This is a genomic window from Grimontia sp. SpTr1 (assembly GCF_947387585.1).
Taxonomy (GTDB): Bacteria; Pseudomonadota; Gammaproteobacteria; order Enterobacterales; family Vibrionaceae; genus Enterovibrio; species Enterovibrio indicus.
This window is the reverse complement of the sequence record NZ_CANDOD010000012.1, coordinates 141,565-161,404: the sequence shown is the minus strand read 5'-3', so window position 1 is coordinate 161,404 and position 19,840 is coordinate 141,565. Positions and strand designations below refer to the sequence as shown.

16 protein-coding genes are annotated in these 19,840 nt (G+C 50.5%); 6 read left to right on the top strand and 10 right to left on the bottom strand.

Features of this window, described 5'->3' with window-relative positions:
* Positions 1-27: 27 nt before the first annotated feature.
* From QL223_RS17200 to QL223_RS17160, 9 genes are all read right to left on the bottom strand, one after another.
* Positions 28-2,247: a polysaccharide biosynthesis tyrosine autokinase gene (locus QL223_RS17200; RefSeq protein WP_281545415.1), complete on the bottom strand. Its 2,220-nt coding sequence runs from the start codon at positions 2,245-2,247 to the stop codon at positions 28-30.
* A gap of 63 nt (positions 2,248-2,310) precedes the next feature.
* Positions 2,311-2,832 (bottom strand): polysaccharide biosynthesis/export family protein, encoded by a 522-nt coding sequence (locus QL223_RS17195; protein WP_152442410.1) that lies wholly within the window; start codon positions 2,830-2,832, stop codon positions 2,311-2,313.
* Positions 2,832-4,040: an outer membrane beta-barrel protein gene (locus QL223_RS17190; protein ID WP_281545414.1), complete on the bottom strand. Its 1,209-nt coding sequence runs from the start codon at positions 4,038-4,040 to the stop codon at positions 2,832-2,834. Before QL223_RS17190 ends, QL223_RS17195 begins: the two co-directional genes overlap by 1 nt.
* A gap of 10 nt (positions 4,041-4,050) precedes the next feature.
* Positions 4,051-5,448 (bottom strand): undecaprenyl-phosphate glucose phosphotransferase, encoded by a 1,398-nt coding sequence (locus QL223_RS17185; protein WP_281545413.1) that lies wholly within the window; start codon positions 5,446-5,448, stop codon positions 4,051-4,053.
* Positions 5,449-5,869: 421 nt separating this feature from the next.
* Positions 5,870-7,162, bottom strand: a complete 1,293-nt coding sequence (locus QL223_RS17180) for an HlyD family type I secretion periplasmic adaptor subunit (protein WP_002541252.1) — start codon at positions 7,160-7,162, stop codon at positions 5,870-5,872.
* The gene (locus QL223_RS17175) at positions 7,159-8,868 is read right to left on the bottom strand and encodes a type I secretion system permease/ATPase (protein WP_281545412.1); all 1,710 of its coding nucleotides are present in this window, start codon (positions 8,866-8,868) and stop codon (positions 7,159-7,161) included. The genes QL223_RS17180 and QL223_RS17175 overlap by 4 nt, the downstream gene beginning before the upstream one ends.
* A gap of 140 nt (positions 8,869-9,008) precedes the next feature.
* A complete protein-coding gene (locus QL223_RS17170; protein ID WP_281545411.1) occupies positions 9,009-9,626 on the bottom strand; it encodes a calcium-binding protein in 618 nt (205 codons plus the stop codon).
* A gap of 303 nt (positions 9,627-9,929) precedes the next feature.
* A complete protein-coding gene (locus QL223_RS17165; RefSeq protein WP_281545410.1) occupies positions 9,930-10,547 on the bottom strand; it encodes a calcium-binding protein in 618 nt (205 codons plus the stop codon).
* A gap of 324 nt (positions 10,548-10,871) precedes the next feature.
* Positions 10,872-11,549 (bottom strand): LuxR C-terminal-related transcriptional regulator, encoded by a 678-nt coding sequence (locus tag QL223_RS17160; protein WP_002541248.1) that lies wholly within the window; start codon positions 11,547-11,549, stop codon positions 10,872-10,874.
* A gap of 356 nt (positions 11,550-11,905) precedes the next feature.
* Here QL223_RS17160 and QL223_RS17155 point away from each other — a divergent pair, with 356 nt between their 5' ends.
* The gene (locus QL223_RS17155) at positions 11,906-12,439 is read left to right on the top strand and encodes a single-stranded DNA-binding protein (protein ID WP_002541246.1); all 534 of its coding nucleotides are present in this window, start codon (positions 11,906-11,908) and stop codon (positions 12,437-12,439) included.
* A 239-nt stretch (positions 12,440-12,678) separates the two neighbouring features.
* Here the strand turns inward: QL223_RS17155 and QL223_RS17150 are convergent, their stop codons facing one another.
* Entirely contained in the window at positions 12,679-13,557 is an 879-nt protein-coding gene (locus tag QL223_RS17150) for a LysR family transcriptional regulator (protein ID WP_046304833.1), read from the bottom strand.
* 153 nt (positions 13,558-13,710) lie between these two features.
* On the opposite strand from QL223_RS17150, the gene csrD reads away from it, so the two are divergent.
* The 5 genes from csrD (at position 13,711) to mshL (ending at position 19,836) form a co-directional block, all read left to right on the top strand.
* Complete coding sequence (gene csrD, locus QL223_RS17145; protein ID WP_281545409.1) at positions 13,711-15,663, top strand: RNase E specificity factor CsrD; 1,953 nt, start codon at positions 13,711-13,713, stop codon at positions 15,661-15,663.
* Positions 15,664-15,805: 142 nt separating this feature from the next.
* Positions 15,806-17,260, top strand: coding sequence for an MSHA biogenesis protein MshI (locus QL223_RS17140; protein ID WP_281545408.1), 1,455 nt, complete (start codon positions 15,806-15,808; stop codon positions 17,258-17,260).
* On the top strand, positions 17,257-17,913 hold the full coding sequence (pilO, locus tag QL223_RS17135; protein ID WP_281545407.1) for a type 4a pilus biogenesis protein PilO: 657 nt from the start codon (positions 17,257-17,259) through the stop codon (positions 17,911-17,913). The genes QL223_RS17140 and pilO overlap by 4 nt, the downstream gene beginning before the upstream one ends.
* The gene (locus QL223_RS17130; protein ID WP_046304843.1) at positions 17,897-18,220 is read left to right on the top strand and encodes an MSHA biogenesis protein MshK; all 324 of its coding nucleotides are present in this window, start codon (positions 17,897-17,899) and stop codon (positions 18,218-18,220) included. The genes pilO and QL223_RS17130 overlap by 17 nt, the downstream gene beginning before the upstream one ends.
* Positions 18,221-18,267: 47 nt before the next feature.
* On the top strand, positions 18,268-19,836 hold the full coding sequence (gene mshL, locus QL223_RS17125) for a pilus (MSHA type) biogenesis protein MshL (RefSeq protein WP_281545424.1): 1,569 nt from the start codon (positions 18,268-18,270) through the stop codon (positions 19,834-19,836).
* Positions 19,837-19,840 lie beyond the last annotated feature (4 nt).

The window sequence follows — 19,840 nt, the reverse complement described above, 5'->3', positions numbered from 1 at the left end:
TCTTGTTAATCCTTGTTCTGGAAGCGATTAACTCGCTTCCAATGTTTCGTCATCTTGTTTGTTATTATTGTAATAACCATAGTGCAGCTTGTATTTTTCCTCCGCATAGCGCGCAGAGAGTTGGTTAAGCACCACACCATCGATGGCGATGTCATGTCGAACAAGTTGGCTGATTGAACGGTTGACCTGTTTCTCGGTAGTCGCTTCCGCTTTTACTACCAGGATCATGCCGCCAGCCAGACGCCCCAGAATCAGGCCATCACTCACGATCTGAACCGGTGGAGTATCAAGAATGATTCGGTCATAGCTTTGTTTCAGCTGATTGATGAGCGTCGTGAACTTGGTTGAGCCCAGAAGTTCCTGTGGATTGGATGGAAGCAGACCCGCAGGAAGAATATCGAGCTGCGTGTCTTCATCGTGATAGATGCAGTCGGTGACCGGCATCCCCATGACCAGTACATTGCTCAATCCTGCCTGATTACGCGGCATTCCGTAGCGTTGTCCAATCGCCGGCATCCTCAAATCACAGTCAATCAGAAGCGTACGTTCCATTTTTGCCAGCGACTGGGCAAGGCTCATGGCAACCGTAGTTTTCCCTTCTGAAGGTAGGGAAGAGGTCACGGCCAGCACATTGCGTTGGCTGTTTGTCAGTGAGAGCAAAATAGAGGTGCGGATGGTGCGGACAGATTCACTGAACAGGGCTTCATCCGGATCAAGATAGATGGTGTGATCAAGCGGCGCGTTTTTGAAACGCTTTGCCTTCACGCGTGGTAGGTATCCCAGGTGCTGCAATCCCAGTTTCTCCTCAACATCGTCAGGTTTTTCAATGGTGTTGCGGTAAGCATCCGCTAAAAACGCACCGACGATACCGAGCAGCAGGGCGAATGCGGCGCTGATCACGATCAATTTGCCCGTCTGAGGGCTGGATGGATGTTGAGGGATAGTCGCACGATCTGTGAAGCGCGCGTTTACAGCATCGAAGTCACCAGCCACTGTGGTTTCTTTCTGGCGGTTCAGGAACAAATCGTAAAGTTGACGGTTAGAGTCAACGTCGCGCTTGAGTGACTCGTACTGTGCACGTTTTGCACTGATGTTCTGGTAATCGCTCTTCTTGCTTTCAAGCTCTGCTGCCAGCGCGCGTTCTTGCTGACGTGCACTGTTCAGTTCTTTTTCAATGCCTTGCGCCAGATTATTGATTACCGAGTACATACGCTCTCGGACCGAGTCCAACTGCGCCTGTGCCTGAATCATTTTGTCGTGTTTTGGGCCGTAACGTTTGGCAAGCTCTGACACCCTGCGCTCAGCATCGGTTTCGGCGTTTTTCACGTCCCGAACCTGTGGATGGTTGGAGATTTCCGGCACTGTCATCAGGCTGCCGCTGGCGTTGTTCTTCAGTTGGTCAAACAGGCTTTGCGCTGCAACACGACGCTCACGGGCTTCGTTGACGCGGATAGACAGGTTAGTGAGTTCTGAGCCTGCCAACTGGTCGATGTCATCAAGCTCAATCAGCCCTTCATCTTTCAGGAAGTTGGTCAGGGCAAGCTCGGCGGCATCCAGATTGTCTTTCAGTTCGGTGAGGCGCTCGGTGATCCAGAATGAGGCGGTTTGGGTGGCCACCAAACGGGCTTCGAGATTGGACTCAATGTAAGCCTGACCAAGGGCATTGGCGACTTTCGCTGCCAGCTCTGGGTCGATCGAGCCAAAATGCACATGCACCAACTGAGTGTTGCGGATAGGCTCAATGGTCAGGTGTGATTTGAATTTGTTCAGTACGGCTTCACGTGCCGCTGCGTCATCCGCCATTTCTGATGGCGAAGGGGGCGTAGGCAAGAATTGCTGCAAAGGCCCAATTTGATACAGGAAGCCGAGCAGTTTTTCGCGGCCTGAAAGCTCGCCAACCTCATTATTAAACTCGCGGATATTGGCGATACCCAGCTCATCAATCACTTTCTCCGCAATATGGTTGGAGCGAAGGATTTCAAACTGAGTCTGGTAATACTCTTTCTGACTGGTATCGAGGGTATACACCTCTTCGATGGACACCGCTTTGTTGGCTTCTGACTCGATAAGCAGTGTCGCGGTCGCACGGTAAACCGGGGTTATAGCAAGGATCAGTATCGTTGCGATAAGGGTTACCGATGCCACAAACACAGCGATTGGCAGCCAATAACGCAAAATCACACCGGCATAGCGCTTGAGATCGAGGCGCGCTGGTTCACTGGCCGGGTTAGGCTCGATAAGTTTCATGATGTTAGTAGTCCTTTTAATCTTCCGTGCGCAAAAAAGAGCTGTATGGTTTGGCTGGCTTCTTTAAAAGAAGCTCTGATCCACAACGATAATGTCGCCGGGGCCAACAGCTTTTGACAGGCCAACGTTATTTTCTGTTTTGCCGCTCTTGGCTTCTGTCTGCTGAATTTTGTTTCTTGAAGCGCGGTCAGTGAAACCACCTGCAATCGCAATGGCTTTGCCAATAGTTAACCCAGGCTGATAGTCGTAACCGCCCGGATGATGTACCTCACCGTTCACGTAGAACTTACGGAACTTCATCACGTTAACCGTTACTTTAGGGTCAATTAGGTAGTCGCCTTTTAGCCCTCTTTGAATGATTTCCTGTAGTTGTCCTACGGTTTTTCCTGCTGCTTCCAACCTGCCGAGATAGGGATAATCAAATCGCCCACGGGTGCTGAGAAGGATGTCCATGGAGAGGTCTTCCTCGCCATACACTTTGATAGAAATCCAGTCACCGTCGTCTAGCACGTATTGCTCGTTGTCAGCGTATGCGGTGACTGAAAATGTCAGCAGGGCTAAACAAATAAAGAAAAAGCGTCTGATCACAGACTTACCTCCATGCCGATAAAGAATCGTGTTTGATCGTAACTGTAACCAGGCTGCGTCGAATCGCGCTCAAACCAACCGATGCCGGCGGATACATCCCACCAACGGGCAATGCTGTATGTCGCACTGACATCGAACTGGCTGTCGTCATCTTCGCGGATACCCGGATAGTCATTGGTTCCATACCTAGCGGAGGCTGTCGTTGTCACTAATGGGGTCCATTTATGTTCCCAGTCGATCTTGATGGATCGATCTTTTACGTAATCGGCTTCGAGGTTTGGGTCTCGGGCAAAATCAAGCCCTTCAAGGCGAAACTCGCTATAATCGGTTGGCTTCCAACTGAGGTTTAATTTCCAGCTGAACCCTTGGAAGTTTTCCCGTTGGCCACTTTTGAAATCTTTATTCTGGAAGCCAAGCAGGAGTCTTCCCTGTGTCTTACCCGTCACGTCCCAGTCAAGTCCACCATATAGGGCTGTATTGTTGCTGTCGCGCGTGCCACCTGGACCTGTAAATACATGGTCGTAGCTACGGATTTCGTGGTTGAACACTGTGACAGCATGGAAATAGCTGGAGACGGCGTAATAAAACTCACCGGCGATATAAGGTTGATCCCAGTTGTAGAACTTGGTGTCGACGGTAACCCCGTTGGTGCGAACAAACACTTCTTCGTCGTAGTCTTTCGCCTCAAAGCCAATAATGCCGACCAAGCGACCCGGTGCACCGGCCGCGCCATAGACGTAGCGTGCATAAGCATCATGGCGGCGGAAACGCAGTGGTTCATCCACTCGGAGGCTGGAGCCTTCGGTCAGCCCCGTTCCTCGTGCTTCACTGGTAACGCTGTATTTGTAGTCCAGATGCAGGCGGTGGCGGATATCGAACAGCCAGAATCCATAACCGTGCAGATTGTGGTTAACGTAGTTGTCTTCGCTGCTGTCGGTAAAACTCACTGCATCCAGCGCGTAATCCAACTGGTATGCAGAGCGACGGGTTTCAAACTGCGCCATGACTTTGGGAGAAATACGGTACATTGCTGAGCCGACAGGGTTCGTTTCCGTCCGGCGAACGTTGTCATCGTGACCCGCATTGATTTCCAGCGTCGGAATGATGTCGATGCCATCTTCCGTCTGATAAGGAAAGGGTTCGATGGCCAACGCCGAAACGGGAATAGCACCTACAAAACAAAACAATAAGTTACGGCTTTTCACTTATCTCTCCCTAGTACGCCGTTTTGCCGACAAAGCCTTTGAACACGGTGGCGAACACAATCTTGATGTCCATCCACAGTGACCAGTTCTGGATATATTCCAAATCGAACTGGATGCGTTTTTCCATTTTGTCCAGCGTGTCGGTCTCGCCACGGTAACCATTGATCTGTGCCCAGCCAGTGATCCCTGGCTTCACTTTATGGCGAAGCATGTAGCGGTCGACGATGGCGCGGTACTGCTCGTTATGCGCCACTGCGTGAGGGCGTGGGCCGACGATTGACATCCGGCCTTGCAGCACATTGAAAAACTGCGGCAGCTCATCGAGTGATGTTCGGCGGATGAAAGCGCCAAAAGGAGTCACGCGAGGGTCATTCTTGGTGGCCTGTTTCACATCGTCACCGTTGTCCATCACTGACATGGAGCGGAACTTCCATACATTGATTTTGCTGCCGTCCAGACCGTAGCGGTGTTGTTTGAAAATGATGGGACCCGGCGAAGAAAGTCTCACGCCAATGGCCACAGCCAACAGCACCGGTGAAATCAGGATGATGATAAGCAGAGACAGTACGATGTCTTCCAGACGCTTTGCCCATGCTGCAATCCCACTGAATGGTGTGTCATGCACACTCAGGGTGTGAACATGGCCAATGGTTTGCCAACGGCTGTGCAGCAAGTTGTAAGTAAAGAAGTCAGGCACCAGATAGGTGGTCGCTGTGGTGTCGGCAAATTGGTTAAGGTAACGGGCAATGCGGTCTTTGGCGTGCATTGGCATCGCAATGTATACATGCTGCAATTCGCCTTTACGGGCCAGTTCCAGCGCTTCATGAACTTTACCCAGCATAGGAGCAGGCAATGAGCCTTCAATCCGATCGCTGCTGCGGTCTTCATAGAAACCCAACAGCGTAATACCGAGCGTGTGGTTGCGCTGGAATTCTTGCGCTAGTTCAATGCCATTTGCTGTGGTGCCTATGATCACGGCACTGCGGGTGTTAAAGCCATGGTTGCGCAGTCGGCTTAAAGCCGCCCGTGCGATAAAACGCCACAGCACAAGACCCACTGCGGTGCCAGTAAACCACAGCGTCATGACAACCCGGGAAAACTCGATACCGCTTTTCGAAAAGAAGAAGTAAGCCACGAGGAGCAAGCAGGCACCGCACCATGGCAGCAAGGTGGCGACCATTTGTCCTTGGAAGTTGCTGATACGCCAAGAGCGGTAAAGGTGTGAACTTTCAGCAAACAGCAAATAGAAGATGCAAGTCAGTGTGGCAAGGTGAAGCCAAGCCTCGCTGACCGACCCCAGATAGAGCTGGCTAACAATCGCCAGTGTGCCGCTAATAACGGCCAAATCGCACAGTCGGTAAATGATGGCAAATTCAGTTCCATGTGTGCGGATTTTTCTACTATCCATGATGAGGTTCTCTGTAGTGATCAGGGCTAAATGCAAGCGAGCCTATTTCATTGCTTCTTATTAAAAAGTAAACCACGCATTCCAAGCTCGCTAGCCAAGGTTTGACTTTCAACCAATTGCGTATCTCGCCATTTCTGTGGTGTAAGTAAACCAGTATGCGATTAGTCAGAGAAGATGAAGTTTGTCCGATTTTGTTGTGTGACATTTGTACTTCCCTGTCATTACGCTATTTAGTGGGCTATCAATAGCTGTTGAGAAATGCAGACAGCACGAGACTTTCATTCCAAAAGTGCCAGCTTCCTGTATCGATATTTAGACTTCGCAATGAAAAGGTAAGAGGCCCATTTCAGCGAAATTTAAAAAGCAATCATCACCACTCAGCCTTAAGAATGAAAAAAGACTGAGTGGTGATTGACGGTGATCACTGTTCTCGAAATGCGCGATTGAAGCTTTCTGTCAGTGGCTTGAGCAAATATTCGATTGGCGTGCGTGGTTCAGTCAGGAGCATCACTTCTGCCTGCATTCCCGGATACAGCTCAATGCCTTCCAGAATATCGCTCACGTTATCAATGAGTTTGACCCGGGCAAGGTAGTAAGCGAGCCCGGATTGTTCATCCACCAACCTGTCTGCCGAGACGGTAATCAGCTCTCCATCCAGCGGTTTCACGCTTCGCATGCTCAGGGCTGTCAAGCGGATCTGCGCTTTCATGCCGGATCGCACCTGATCAATGTCAGAAGGATCCACCTTGGCTTCGATCACCAGCCCTTCATTGCTGGGTACGATGTCAAGCAGTGGCTGTCCTGGAGTGATAACCCCTTCTTCCGAAAAGACCTGAAGATTCAGTACGGTGCCGGACAAAGGCGCAGAAATTGTGGTGCGGTTAAGGATGTCTTTGGCTGCGGAGATCTGCTCGTCAAGCTCGTAACTCTCCTGACGGCTTTCACGCAGCCCTTCAACAATCTCTTTGATACGCTCAAGTTCTTGCTCTTTGAGCTGTGCTTGGCTTTCCGCTACGTTTTGAGCCAATCGGCTCGCATTGGCCTGCAACTGGCTGATGGTGCTGAGGATCTGGGCTTCTTCACGTTCCAGCCGTAACACCTGGGTCTTACTGACAAAGCCTTTTTCAGCCAGTTGGCGGTTGCCAGAAATTTCTTCACCAATGATTGAAAGTCGGCGTTTTTCAATTTCCAGCCGTTTTCTTTGGCCTTCCAGCTCTGCTTTGTTCTGCGCCAGCTGCTTGGTGATGATTTCTTTCTGCGACTCAGAGAAACCTCGGCGGGCCTCGAAAATGCGAACCTGGTTGGTCAGCAGTTCCTCCACCCGAGGGTTATCGCGAACAGCCTCCAACGCTTCCGGAAAGGTAATGGCATCGAGATTGTCCCGTTCCGCAATAAGTCGCGCTTCACGCGCTGAGGCATTGCGCTGACGAGAAGTGAGCTGTTCGAGCTGGGCGTGTGACTGGGTTTTGTCGAGATAGATCAGCGGTTGGCCTTTCTCGACCGTTGCCCCTTCAGTTACCAGCAATTTTTCGATGATGCCACCTTCTAGGTGCTGCACCGTTTTGCGCTGGCTGTCGACGGTGACCACACCTTGAGCAATCGACGCGCCTTCGAGTGGGCTGAAGACAGACCAAATACCAAAGGTGCCAAAAAACAGGGCGACAGAACCGAAACCCAAGATGATCAAGCGTTTTAGTGATGGGATCTCATTCATTGCTGGCCTCCTTTCTGAGCGATAGCGGCACTTTGCTCAAGGAGCGGTTTTAATACTTCATCACGTTCACCGAAGGCGCGGATTTGCGCATCCTGAAGCACTAACAGTTTGTCCATTGACTGCATCATGCTGGGACGGTGACCGACCAAAACAATGGTGGCTTTACGTGATTTGAGGTACGCGATCGCACGTTGCAGTGCAGCTTCACCCACGCCATCGAGGTTGGCGTTGGCTTCATCCAGCACCACAAGGCTCGGGTCGCCATAAAGGGCGCGGGCAAGGGCGATACGTTGACGTTCTCCCCCAGAAAGTCCGAGACCACGTTCACCGACTACCGTGTCATAACCTTTTGACTGGCGAAGGATAAGTTCGTGGCATCCGGCGAGTTTAGCTGCATGGATCACCATGTCGGGCTCACCTTCTGACATCCGCGCAATGTTTTGGCGAATAGTGCCGGGGAAGAGCTCAACATCCTGTGGCAGATAGCCACAGTGTGGGCCTAAATCGTCCGGGTCCCACTTGGCGACATCCATATTATCCAGTCGGATAGTCCCGGCGGTTGGCGTTAAGTTGCCGAGCATCAGGCGTGCCAGCGTTGATTTGCCGGTACCCGAAGGACCGATGATGCCAAGTGCTTCACCGGGTTGAAGTTTAAAGTTGATGCCATGAAGCACCGGCTCTGCGCCGCTCGGATGGAAATAAGTGACTTTCTCTACGGAAATCTGGCCTTTTGGCTTCGGTAGAGGCATCGATTTCGCACGCTCAGGGAAGCCGGGAATCTGATCTTTGAGGCGTTGATAGCTTTGGCGCGCGGAAATCGCTGTACCCCAGGCACTGATAGATTGTTCAACCGGTGCCAGTGCACGTGCCATCAAAATAGAACCTGCAATCATGGCACCTGCGGTGAGTTCATTTTGAATCACCAGATACGCGCCCACACCCAGCATTGCAATCTGAAGCAGCATACGGATGAACTTGGAGGCTGCGGTGAGCATTGCCCCTTTTGAATTCGCCGTCACTTGTCCCTGAATGCTTTCGCTGTTGAGGGCCGTCCAACTGCGGATAAAGTTAGGCATGATACCCATGGCTTCAATCGCATCGGCGTTACGCGCAGCAGATTCTGCCTGTTGCATCGCCACAATTGAGGCTTCATTGGCTTTTTTGTGCGCTTGGCGGGTCGCTAAGTCATTGATGATCGCAATGGCAAACAAGACCAGCGCCCCGGCGGTGGCAATGATGCCGAGTATCGGGTGCAGCAGGAATACAAACGCGAGGAATACCGGTGTCCATGGCGCATCCAGCGCGGGAATGATGGCATTACCACCAATGAAGGCACGCACTGCAGCAACGTCACGAAGACTTTGCACAGAAGCCGAAAGCCCCTGGCGCAGTTGCAGGGCAATACTGCCGCTCAGAATATCGGGTGACAGGCTTTCATCAAACCAGGCGCCAATACGCACCATGATTCTGCTGCGCACATTCTCCAATATCGCCATGGTTAACAGGGCGAAGATGGTGATGCTGCTGAGCAGTAACAAGGTGTCGACGGAGCGTGAACTGATCACCCGGTCATAGATTTGGAGCATGTAGATGGGCACGCACAGCACCAGCAAGTTGATGATGAAGCTGAAGGCGACAACGAACACCAATGCTTTTTTGCATTGCCCGAGAGTGGTTTCTAATTGCTTTTGTGTAGTGAGAGACATGTTATATCCGATGACGTTGCATCGCTATACGTATGGATACAGCCACGTAGCGAAGGCTATGGATCGACAGACCCTGTGAACCCCAAAAAAAACAACCAGCATAAAAAGATACTGGTTGTTTTGAGTATAGCTTGCCTAAATTAGACGATAGTAAAGTCGTCTGCAGACAGGTCTGTCGCAGTGATGTTATTGAGCGTAAAGCTTGAACCGTCGGCCAGATTGACCACTGTGTTATTACCCACTTGGGTAATGTCCAGCGTGTCAAAAGAGGTATCGCCAGTAGAGCGGATAAGCAAAGTGTCGATGCCGATTTCAAAATCAACAACACGATCTGAGCCTGTACCTTGGCCTAGCAGGTTATGGAAAACGAAGGTATCAGCACCTTCACCACCGAAGAGGAAGTCATTACCGGTGCCGCTGAACAACCAGTCATCACCGTCGCCGCCGTAAAGGTAGTCGTTACCGCTGTTTGCATACAGCTTGTCGTTACCTTCACCGCCTAGCAGTGTATCGTCGCCTTCGCCGCCTTGAAGATTGTCTTCACCAACGCCGCCACGCAATACATCATTGCCTTCACCGCCTCTCAGCTGGTCGTCGCCTTTACCACCGATCAAGAGATCGTTACCGGCACCACCAACGATGAGATCATCGCCGCTGAAGCCTACAATGCGATCGTCACCATCCAGGCCATTGATCACATCAGCGTCATTAGTTCCTTCCAGTATGTCTGGATTATCTGTTCCTAAAATGTCAGCCATTTTTTATTCGTCCTTTGATACTACCTACCCTTGTCCTAAGATGTGGAAGCTTAAAAAGAGCACCACATCTGCGACTGGCAGACAGGTATGACCTCGCCTGACTAGCCGCGCTATCACTTTGCAGGAAATTGACAGAGAAAAATGTCTCATTAGTGATTTGATGAGCGAGATTACTGTCTGAACTCTACGACAGATATGTGTCTGGAATGTGGGGTAGGTGTCGAGGTGTTTTATGAAAAAGACCCGATGTAAAAACGGCAGCAACCTAAGTTGCTGCCGGAGAAATGATGGGTAAGAGGAGTGTTAGATGATTTGGAAGTCGCTCGCTGAGAGGTCATCAACGTCGATGCCGTTGATAATCACAGTAGAGCCATCAGCCAAACTGAGGTGAGTGTTAAAGCCGACCTGCGTCAGGTTCAGAGAGGCGAAGTCGGTATCACCGGTTGCCCGTATCCAAATCAGGTCAGTCCCGATTTCAAAGTCGGTAATGCGATCATTACCTGTACCGTTGCCAAGGATGTTGTCGAACATAAAGACATCGGCACCAGCTCCGCCAAACAGGAAGTCGTCTCCTGTGCCGCTGATCAGGGCATCGTCACCTTCACCACCGAACAACACATTGTTACCTTCACGGGCGTATAGAAGATCGTTACCAATGCCCCCATTGAGGACATCATCCCCTTTGCCGCCGAAGAGAATATCGTCACCGCTACCGCCGGCGACATAATCATTACCTTCACCGCCACGGACAAAGTCATTGCCCGCACCACCGGTTATCCAGTCGTCGCCTTTACCGCCATAGACCACGTCATCACCACCAAAACCAACGATGACATCGTCTTCGAAAAAGCCGATCAGTAAATCATCATCATTCGTACCGACAAAATCGTCGGGCAGATCTGTTCCTAAGATTATGTTCATAGTGCTAACCCTCTGTATTTGAGATTACCTTTGTCAGATGGGATGCGTACGTCGACGAGTGAATAGATGTGTCCTCGCATCAGTGCGAACGGCAGTGGGCGGGCTTAATATAGGTATGTTTTGAGATGGCCAACTCTCACATCGCACCTTCTATTGTGAAGGACTAATGAAGACTGAGATGTCTCAGTTGTGACAGAATATGAGAACTCGCTAATTAAGCTGTCAGCCCAGTTAACATCGAGTCTTAGAGGGGAGAGTGTTCACTGCAAGGTATACCCGACAAGAGGAATTAACCTGCAGTGAGTGAGACAAGGTGTAAAGAGATTAGCCTTGGTAATCCAAGCCAATGACAGACAGGTTATTTTTGGCCCAGAATACGGCTTGAACGCGGTTCTTCACGTTGATCTTTTTGAAGATGTTGTAAAGGTGCGATTTGACGGTGTGTTCAGACACAAACAGGCTGTCAGCAATTTCACTGTTAGAGGCGCCAGTGACCAGTTTGCGAAGGATTTGCTGCTCGCGGTTAGTCAGGCAAATTTCAGAGTAATCAATCGCACTGTTGTTATTCTGCTGATAGTAGTGAATGAGTTCAGCCAGTTTTTGACGTGGCAACCAGTATTCACCAGACAGCATCTTTTCAATGCCGTGACACAGGTGTTCGAGATCATCTTCTTTTTTGAATACGCCTTTAATAAACGGCCAGCTAGCCAGTTCTTTTGCGGAGAGATCGTGTGCGTTAAACAGAGCAAAAACATGCTGCTCGCTAAAAGGAGCCAGGCTTTGTTTGACGAAACTGACGGTGTCACCTTCGAAGGCGCTAAGGTCAATCAACACCAGACCGGAGGATGTAGAGAGTTTCTCACTGATTTCTTGCTTCTCTACCAAAGACACAGCGCTTTTAATTTCCTTCTCAAGGCATGAAATCAACGCAGTGATGGTCATGCTCGGCTCTGAGACGAGGAGTATCGTGTATTTGTCTGAGGTGGTCTCGATGTTATGCATGTGTATCCCTAAATGCCTGTAACTGTGCGATTTGCATCTTTCCGGCTGTACACCAGTTTATGAAAATGCATTCGCAGCATTCTAAAGCTCAATCACAAAGCAATTCGTATCATTTTTAGAACTCGCAACCGAAGCTTTGTGTGTAAAACGCGCCCAAACTCATTGTTAGTCTAATACAATTTGTTTTCGAACGCCGATTTCTGCGTAAGAGAATTCATTCTTACATAGTAGATTTCATCAGGTTGCATTCAGTCACAGTAACAGCATTAAAGATTGTGACGATTTTTTTTGCTTCTGTTATCATCGCCGTTTACCGTCACCCACGTGATCAATAAATAAAGGTTTGGGAGCACAATATGGCCAGCCGTGGAGTAAACAAAGTTATCTTGATTGGCAACTTGGGTAACGATCCTGAAGTTCGCTATCTGCCGAATGGCGGTGCGGTTGCCAATTTGACCGTTGCAACCTCAGAAACGTGGCGCGACAAAAACACCGGTGAAAACAAGGAAATGACCGAGTGGCATCGTGTGGTAATGTACCGTCGCCTGGCTGAAATCGCGGGTGAATACCTGAAGAAAGGTTCAAAAGTGTACCTGGAAGGTCGCCTGCAAACCCGTAAATGGCAAGGTCAGGACGGTCAGGACCGTTACACGACTGAAATCGTTGCTAACGAAATGCAAATGCTGGACAGCCGTGCCGGTGGTGGCATGGGTCAAGGTGCACCAATGCAGCAGCAACCACAGCAAGGCGGTTGGGGTCAGCCACAGCAACCTCAGCAGTCTAACTACCAGCCGCAGCAACAACAGCCTGCACACCAGCAGCCGCCTCAACAACAGGCACCTCAGCAGTACAACGAACTGCCAGATTTCGACGACGACATCCCGTTTTAATCGACGCGATATTATCGAATCTGCACAACCCCGCTTCTTGCGGGGTTTGTTTTATCTGGCACTTTATACCAATCGTAGTAAATATCTGCTCATCCTAGCTTGTTAAAATGCTCGATAACTGCGTTGAAAAATTTGATTGTAGAATAACTACTTATCGAAGTTTTCCGCCTTGTTCTCGAGCGTTTTTCCTGCGCTATTTCTGATCAGCTACCTACTGTGATTGGCATTAGAAGTGTTTTTCAGTGACCGACTTTCTGCTTAAGAAAATCAATGAACAGCCGCGTTTTGGTGTGGTTGTACTCAAGCTTCGGATAATAGGCATAAGCCGCACTTTTCGGCTGACGCACATCCGGTAGCACGGGCACCAGTAATCCCTGATCTAACTCCTTTCTGACCGTGACATCTCCAACCAGAATAATGCCAAGTCCAGCCACCGCAGCGTTCACTAAGGCTTCAGGGTTGGGTGAGACAAAGTTTCCGCTCAGGCGTAGCTTTCGACCATGCTCAAACTCGTGTTCTTGTGGGTGGCTGGTGGAGCCATAGAGCAGGCAGTTGTGATGCAAGAGCTGCTCTTGATCGACAATCGGTGGGTGCTGCGCGAGATAAGTCGGTGAAGCAAAAAAGCGCGGCTGGAAATCAAACAGCTTGGTGGCGATAAAGCTTGCTGAGTTGAAGTCTGCCAGTTCGCGGGTGATTACCACATCCAGATTTGGGTCTGGGAGTTGCCCGGGTGCGAGAGTATGCAGTTCCACCTGAATGTTCGGGTACGCCGAAAGAAACTCGCCGATATTGTTAACCAACAGTCGGCTTCCAGTTGCAAGCGGAGCACCAATTCGCAGCACGCCGCTAACTTCGCCGTAAGTGGATGTGGTTTCAGAAACCAGTTGCGTCCAATCGTCCAGCAAAAGTTTTCCACGTTGATAAAACAATCGTCCTGCATCGGTCATGGTCAGGGTGCGGGTAGTGCGCTTTAACAGTTGAACCCCAAGTTGATTTTCCAGCCAAGCCAACCGTTTGGAAAGGGCAGAACTCGAGGTGTTGAGCTTGGTTGCAGCTTGAGCCAGCGAACCCATTTCAACCACAGTGACATAACTTTTCGCGCAGGTAATCCAATCCATTTATTGACTCATTCCGGGGTTTATCAACCGAGTATCGACTTTGCGTTCACTTTCATAACGGGAACAACGATAATAACTAATTCAAGGCCGATTGGCCTTCTGAACTTATTTTTGCTGAGAAGGGATCAGCAAAACCCTTCATTTGGATAGTACATGAGAAAAGTTGCCGGGATGAAGCTGACCAACCGATTGGTCGCTTTTGTAACGCTTATTGTTGTTTGTGCCATGTTCGTACTTTTTATTGGTGGTGCAATCAGTTTTCGTAAATTGGGAACGGACTTCCTCTCCCATTATCTCAGCAAAGTGGTGGTCGAAATTGACCATGCGATTGCCAATCCTGTCTCTAACGAAAATATCGGACTTTGGCTTCCGCAGCTATTGAAAGCCAGTGACATCGTTGAGCTGGAAATTAACAGCAAAACCGGCCTTTTGTATCACTACGAACAAATCCAAACGGTAGGCAAATCGCTGGATTTGATTGTGAACCGCTACGATCTCCCGAGTAATCCCGGCTTCTACATTGTGATTAAATCGGTTCCGCCGTATGCGGATTTTGCCTATTCGATAGGCGCGATGTCTTCGCTGTCGCTTGCGGTACTCGTCATTGTGCTTGCGTTATCATGGGGCATAAGGTGGCTGCGAACCCAGCTCTTGGGTGCAGAATTGTTAGAACACCGTGGCCGATTGATTCTGGCTGGACGGGCGGAAGAAGTGCATACCGGTGATGAACGTGAATGGCCAGCAACGGCCAGTATTGCGCTCGACCAGATGATTGCAGAACTTCGAGAAGCGCGTCAGGAACGCAGTCGCTTTGATACGTTTATCCGCTCCAACACCTTCCTGGATAAACTCACAGGTGCAGCTAACCGCGTGATGTTCGACAACCGTCTGCAAACCCTATTGCAAGATAAAGGCGCGCAAGGTGCAGTGCTGATGATCCGCATTGGCGACTGGGACACTCTGGTCCATGAGTCGGGCAAAGAAGGCGCTGACGAGTGGGTCAAAGAAGTCGGCAACGTGCTGTCGAACGCAATTCTCCGCTTCCCTGACGCGGTGCTTGCCCGTTACTACGACACGGAATTTGCCGTATTGCTCACGCATCAGTCGGCCAAAGACGCCCGTTTGTTTGCTACTCAATTAATGAAAGCACTGGAGCGCCTGAGCCCACCTGAATGCTTGGAAGAAGAAAACTGGGCACACCTCGGTATGACCTTCTTTACTACCGGTGAGCGCCGGGGCCGCCTGATGGAAGAGGCCGACATGGCGAAACGCAGCGCTGTGCTTCAGGGTAGCAATGGTTGGTATGCGTTTAAAAAAGATGTTGTAGCAGACGAAGCTCGTGGCAGTGTTCGCTGGCGAACCTTGTTGACCCGTGTGTTTGAAGCGGGTGGCCCGGATCTTTACCGTCAGGCAGTGAAAGATGCCAAAGGGGAAGAGCTGCATACTGAACTGCTTGCGCGCATCAAAGATGAAAATGGCCTCATCATCAAAGCATCTCGCTTTATGAACGGTATTGATCTGGTGGGCATGAACAGCACGTTAGATAGGCGTGTGGTCGGTAAAGCGCTTCATCTTCTTCGTACTGGCGACGGACGTGAAGTGTTGTCGATTAATGTCTGCGCTGAATCACTGGGCCAGCGTGCATACCAAATCTGGTTGCGAGATACCTTGCTGCAAACGCCACGTAGCGTGCTCAACCGTCTGCAAATTGAAGTCTCTGAAGCGCCGCTGGTCAAGCACTTCGATGCTGTCAGACCTACGCTTCGCATGGTTCGCGCGCTGGGTTGTGCGGTAGTGGTGGATCAGGCTGGCCGTTCTGTGGTGAGTACCCACTACGTCAAAGATATCCAACCGAAATACATCAAACTCCATCGAAGCCTTATCCGAGACATTCATCAACGTCCGGAAAACCAGTTGTACTTGCGCAGTATGCTGGGAGCCTGTGACCCGACACCAACGCAAGTGCTGGCGGTGGGAGTGGAATCCCAGCAGGAATGGAAAGTGCTTTTACAACTTGGGGTTATGGGTGGCCAAGGACGTTTTCTTGGCCCAGAGCTCTCCTCCAGTCCAGCCACGCGCAAGAGGCAACGTTGGCGCAAACAATGATATGGATCGAGCATTGTTTATAAAATGCTCAATTGCGTCATGAAACTGTCGCACGCATACTTATTTTTTGGCGGGAAATTTGATAGAATATAGTGTACTTCAAACACTTTATTAACATTTCCCGAGCAATTATTAGGTGCAGATGGCAGTTTCTACTCTTTTTGCAAAATTTTCCCCTGTAAAACAACGGGGTATTGTCAGCCTTGTCGCGTCTGCCGAACAGGTGGTGATCGCGTATCAGGATGACAATGAAAAGACGCAATTGGACGCGCAGGCCGTTACCCAATCTGACCCTTGGACGGCAGCGACCCAACTGATTTCCCGTCACGGGATCAGCAAGGCAGACGTACATCTGGTGCTCGGGCATGGCCTCTATCAATCCCTGTTGATTGATGATCCCGGTTTATCTGATGAAGACAAACGCGCAGCTTTACCATTTCAGCTGAAAGACTTCATTTCTGATTCGCTGTCGGACATTGTCGCTGATGGCTTTAGCTCGCCAGTGGCAAACCGTTTTCAGGCATTTGTCTGCCACAAGCTGCCGCTTGTCCAGTTCAGCAAAGCGCTGGAAAAAAGTCAGTGCCGACTCACTAACGTATCCCTTGAAGATGTGGCGCTGCGCCAGTGGACGCAACTGGATAAAACCGAGATGGTACTGAGTCGTGATAGCCATGGCGTGTTGCAGTTGGCTGCATTCCATCTGGGACGTCTTTGTTTTCAACGCCAGATCCGCGGTGTGATGCTGGAAGGGCAAATGATGCCCCCATCGGTTGTTGATGACTTAGCATTGGAAGTACAGCGTTCGCTCGATTATTTGCGGTCACAACTGAAAAGCGCGCAAGTGACAGGATTGGTCGTCAGTGTTCATGGCATCGACGATACCGAGTTGGCGTTTCAACTGTCTTCACGTTTATCTGTTGCGGTGCGCCCGCAGCAGCTTTTTGATACCGGTGCCCATCATCAACACATTGCGATGGCCGCGTTAAGCCGCGACTATTCTCCGGATGTGAACCTATTCAGCGACGATCTGTCGCCCAAAGCGCCGCTGCTGACGTTCGAAAAAATGCTGCTGGTATGGGGCGCAACCTCACTGCTAGTGGTGTTAGTGGCTGCTTACCAACAATTTTCACTGGTGCAAGCCGAGAAGTTTTTTTCACTGGCAGACAGCGAGCGACAGAGCGCACAGAGTCTATCCGATGAGCTTAACGAGCAAATGGCTTTGCATCTGCCATCGGTAAGCCTGACCAATGAGGTGAATGAGAAAAAAGCCGCCATTGACGCTAAGCGCCGTGCGTTGGCTGCGGTGAAGCAGCATGACGCTGCACTTCAGCAAGGTCACGCAGATACCTTCCGTGCGCTGGCCTCACTTTCTCGCCGCGATATTTCCGTGTCTTCTATTTCTGTTAGTCAACAGTCGCTCGATTTGAGCGGACTGGCTGCCACTCCCGCTTCTGTTCCTGCTTGGCTGCAGACATTCAATTCTCAGCCACCACTGGCAGATCGTGTTTTCGAGCAAATGGCGCTGAGCCGCGATGAGAAAAACCGCCTGAACTTCAATCTGGTATCCAAACGTGAAAGCGGGGAGAGCGCGAAATGAATGCACTACTCACCCGCGGTAAAGACGCGTTTGAGGCTCTGAGTATCCGCGAACAGTGGATGATTGCACTGGCAGGCTGGATAGCGATTCTCGGCTTGGGTTTGTTCCTCTTTATAGAGCCTGTAAGTAAGACGCTGGCACAGCTGGAAACGCAGATTCTTCAGTCAGAGCGCACGACCGAAGACTTGGTGACACTCAATCGTCTGAAGCAGGAAAAGCTGCACACCTCACCAAACACTGAGCTTGAAGCCGAGTTGGCAACACTCAATCAAGAGATTTCAGCCCTTGATAGCGAAATGGAGCGCAAAGTGGATGGTTTGGTTACTGCCGCCCAAATGTCTTCATTGATGGAAGCTGTGCTGAGACAGTCTGAGCGTTTGACGCTGGTATCAATGAACTCCTTGCCGCCGCAACAACTGACAGACACTGAGGATGCGGGTTACTACATCCATCCTGTCGAAATCACGCTGGAAGGGCGTTACTTCGATATTGTCGATTACCTGAGTGCACTGGAAGCCTTGCCCGTCAAATACTACTGGCAAAGCGTGGACTACAGCGTGAAGGAATACCCGAAGGCTGAAGTCACCATTGAGGTTTACACCCTGGGTGAAAGTGCCGTGTTTATCGGGGGCAAAAATGAAATTACTGAATAGCGTTCTGATTATGTTTTCGCTTTTGCTGCCGATAACGTCTTTAGCAGAGAGCGATCCGACAGCGCCGCTAGGCTTTACGCCTTCCTCTCAGCCTGCGAAGAAAAAGGTGTACCGTTTGCCAAAACTGGACGCCATTTTGTGTGCGAGCGATGGCAGTTGCTCTGCCGTGCTGAATGGCAAGAGCGTGAGGAAAGGCCAAAGCATTAATGGCTACGTTGTCAGCCAAATCAATGAAGAGCGCGTAACGCTGAGCCGAGGTGGTAAGCGTTGGGCATTGACCGTATTTAACGAGCAGGTAGTACAGTGAAGACACATTCATTACTGAGCAAAGGTTTACTGACCTTCGCCGCAGCGATGCTGTTGTCGGCGTGTCAGAGCGTGGGACATCAAAAGCCAACTGAAATACAGGAAGCGCTGAACGAGGCCTATGCACAGAGCACTTCCCAGCCATTGACGGAATTGCCAGATGCGGTCACTCAGGATTTGATGGGGGGCTTCTCTGACACCTCTGGCAGTGGCGTGTTGACCGAAAAACGCCTGCGCATCAATGCCAACAATGTGGATGCCAAAGCCTTCTTTGGCTCTTTGGTGCAAGGCACGGATTTCAATTTGGTGATGCACCCGGAAGTGAGCGGGAAGGTCACGGTTTCCCTGAAAGATGTCACCGTGCCTGAAGCGCTGGAAGTGGTTTCTGATATCTACGGCTACAACGTCGAAACCAATGGTCGCCTGATCCAGATTTTCCCGGCGGTACTGCGCACGGAAACTTTCCCTGTGGATTACCTTCAGCTTCAACGCGCTGGGGTGTCATTGACTTCTATCAGCACAGGTGCCGTTTCAACGGATTCCAGCTCTGGCAGCGGAGATGATGAAAAAACTGAGCGTACCTCAGTGCCAACCGGCGGAACCGTGATTGAAACCCGTGCGGAAAGCAATTTCTGGGCGCAGCTCGAACGCGCTGTCGCGGCCATGATTGGTAATGGCGATGGACGCAGCATTGTGGTCTCCCCGCAGGCGAGCCTTATCACGGTGAAGGCATACCCGAATGAACTTCGCGAAGTGAAACGTTTTCTCGATGCATCACAAGCACGTCTGAAGCGTCAGGTTATTCTGGAAGCCAAAATCCTCGAAGTGACCTTGAGTGATGGCTATCAGCAGGGTGTTAACTGGTCGGATATTACGTCATCGATTGGCAGCGGTGGTGTGGAAATCACACGAGACGCGGCAGAACTTGCCGGCGACTTTATTTCCAATGTGATCGGTGGACAAACCAACATCACCATCTCGGATGGCAATTTCTCCGCGGTGATGAACTTCCTTGATACACAGGGCGATGTGAATGTGCTGTCGAGTCCTCGTGTCACTGCTGCCAACAACCAGAAAGCGGTCATTAAAGTCGGTGGTGACGAGTATTTTGTCACGGACATTTCATCCAGCGATACCTCAGGCGATAACTCAGACTCCGGCCCGAACATCGAATTAACACCTTTCTTCTCGGGCATCTCCCTGGATGTGACGCCGCAAATCGACGATGACAATGGCGTACTGCTGCATGTTCACCCAGCGGTGATTGATGTGGTGACGGAAGAGAAAACCATCCAACTTGGCACTTCATCACAGCCTTATGTGTTGCCACTGGCTAAGACCTCTATCCGTGAGTCGGACTCTATCATTCATGCTCAATCTGGCGATGTGGTCGTCATTGGTGGCCTGATGAAATCGAGCTACGAAGAAATGGTCTCTAAAGTGCCACTTCTCGGCGATATTCCGGGTCTAGGCAATCTGTTCCGCAACGTGAACCGCATGAAGCAGAAAACCGAACTGGTGATCTTGCTGCAACCTTCTGTGGTGGGTGAGCAAACCTGGCAAGAAGAGATCAACCGTTCACGTCAGCTGTTGAACGACTGGTTCCCGGAAAACTAAGCCA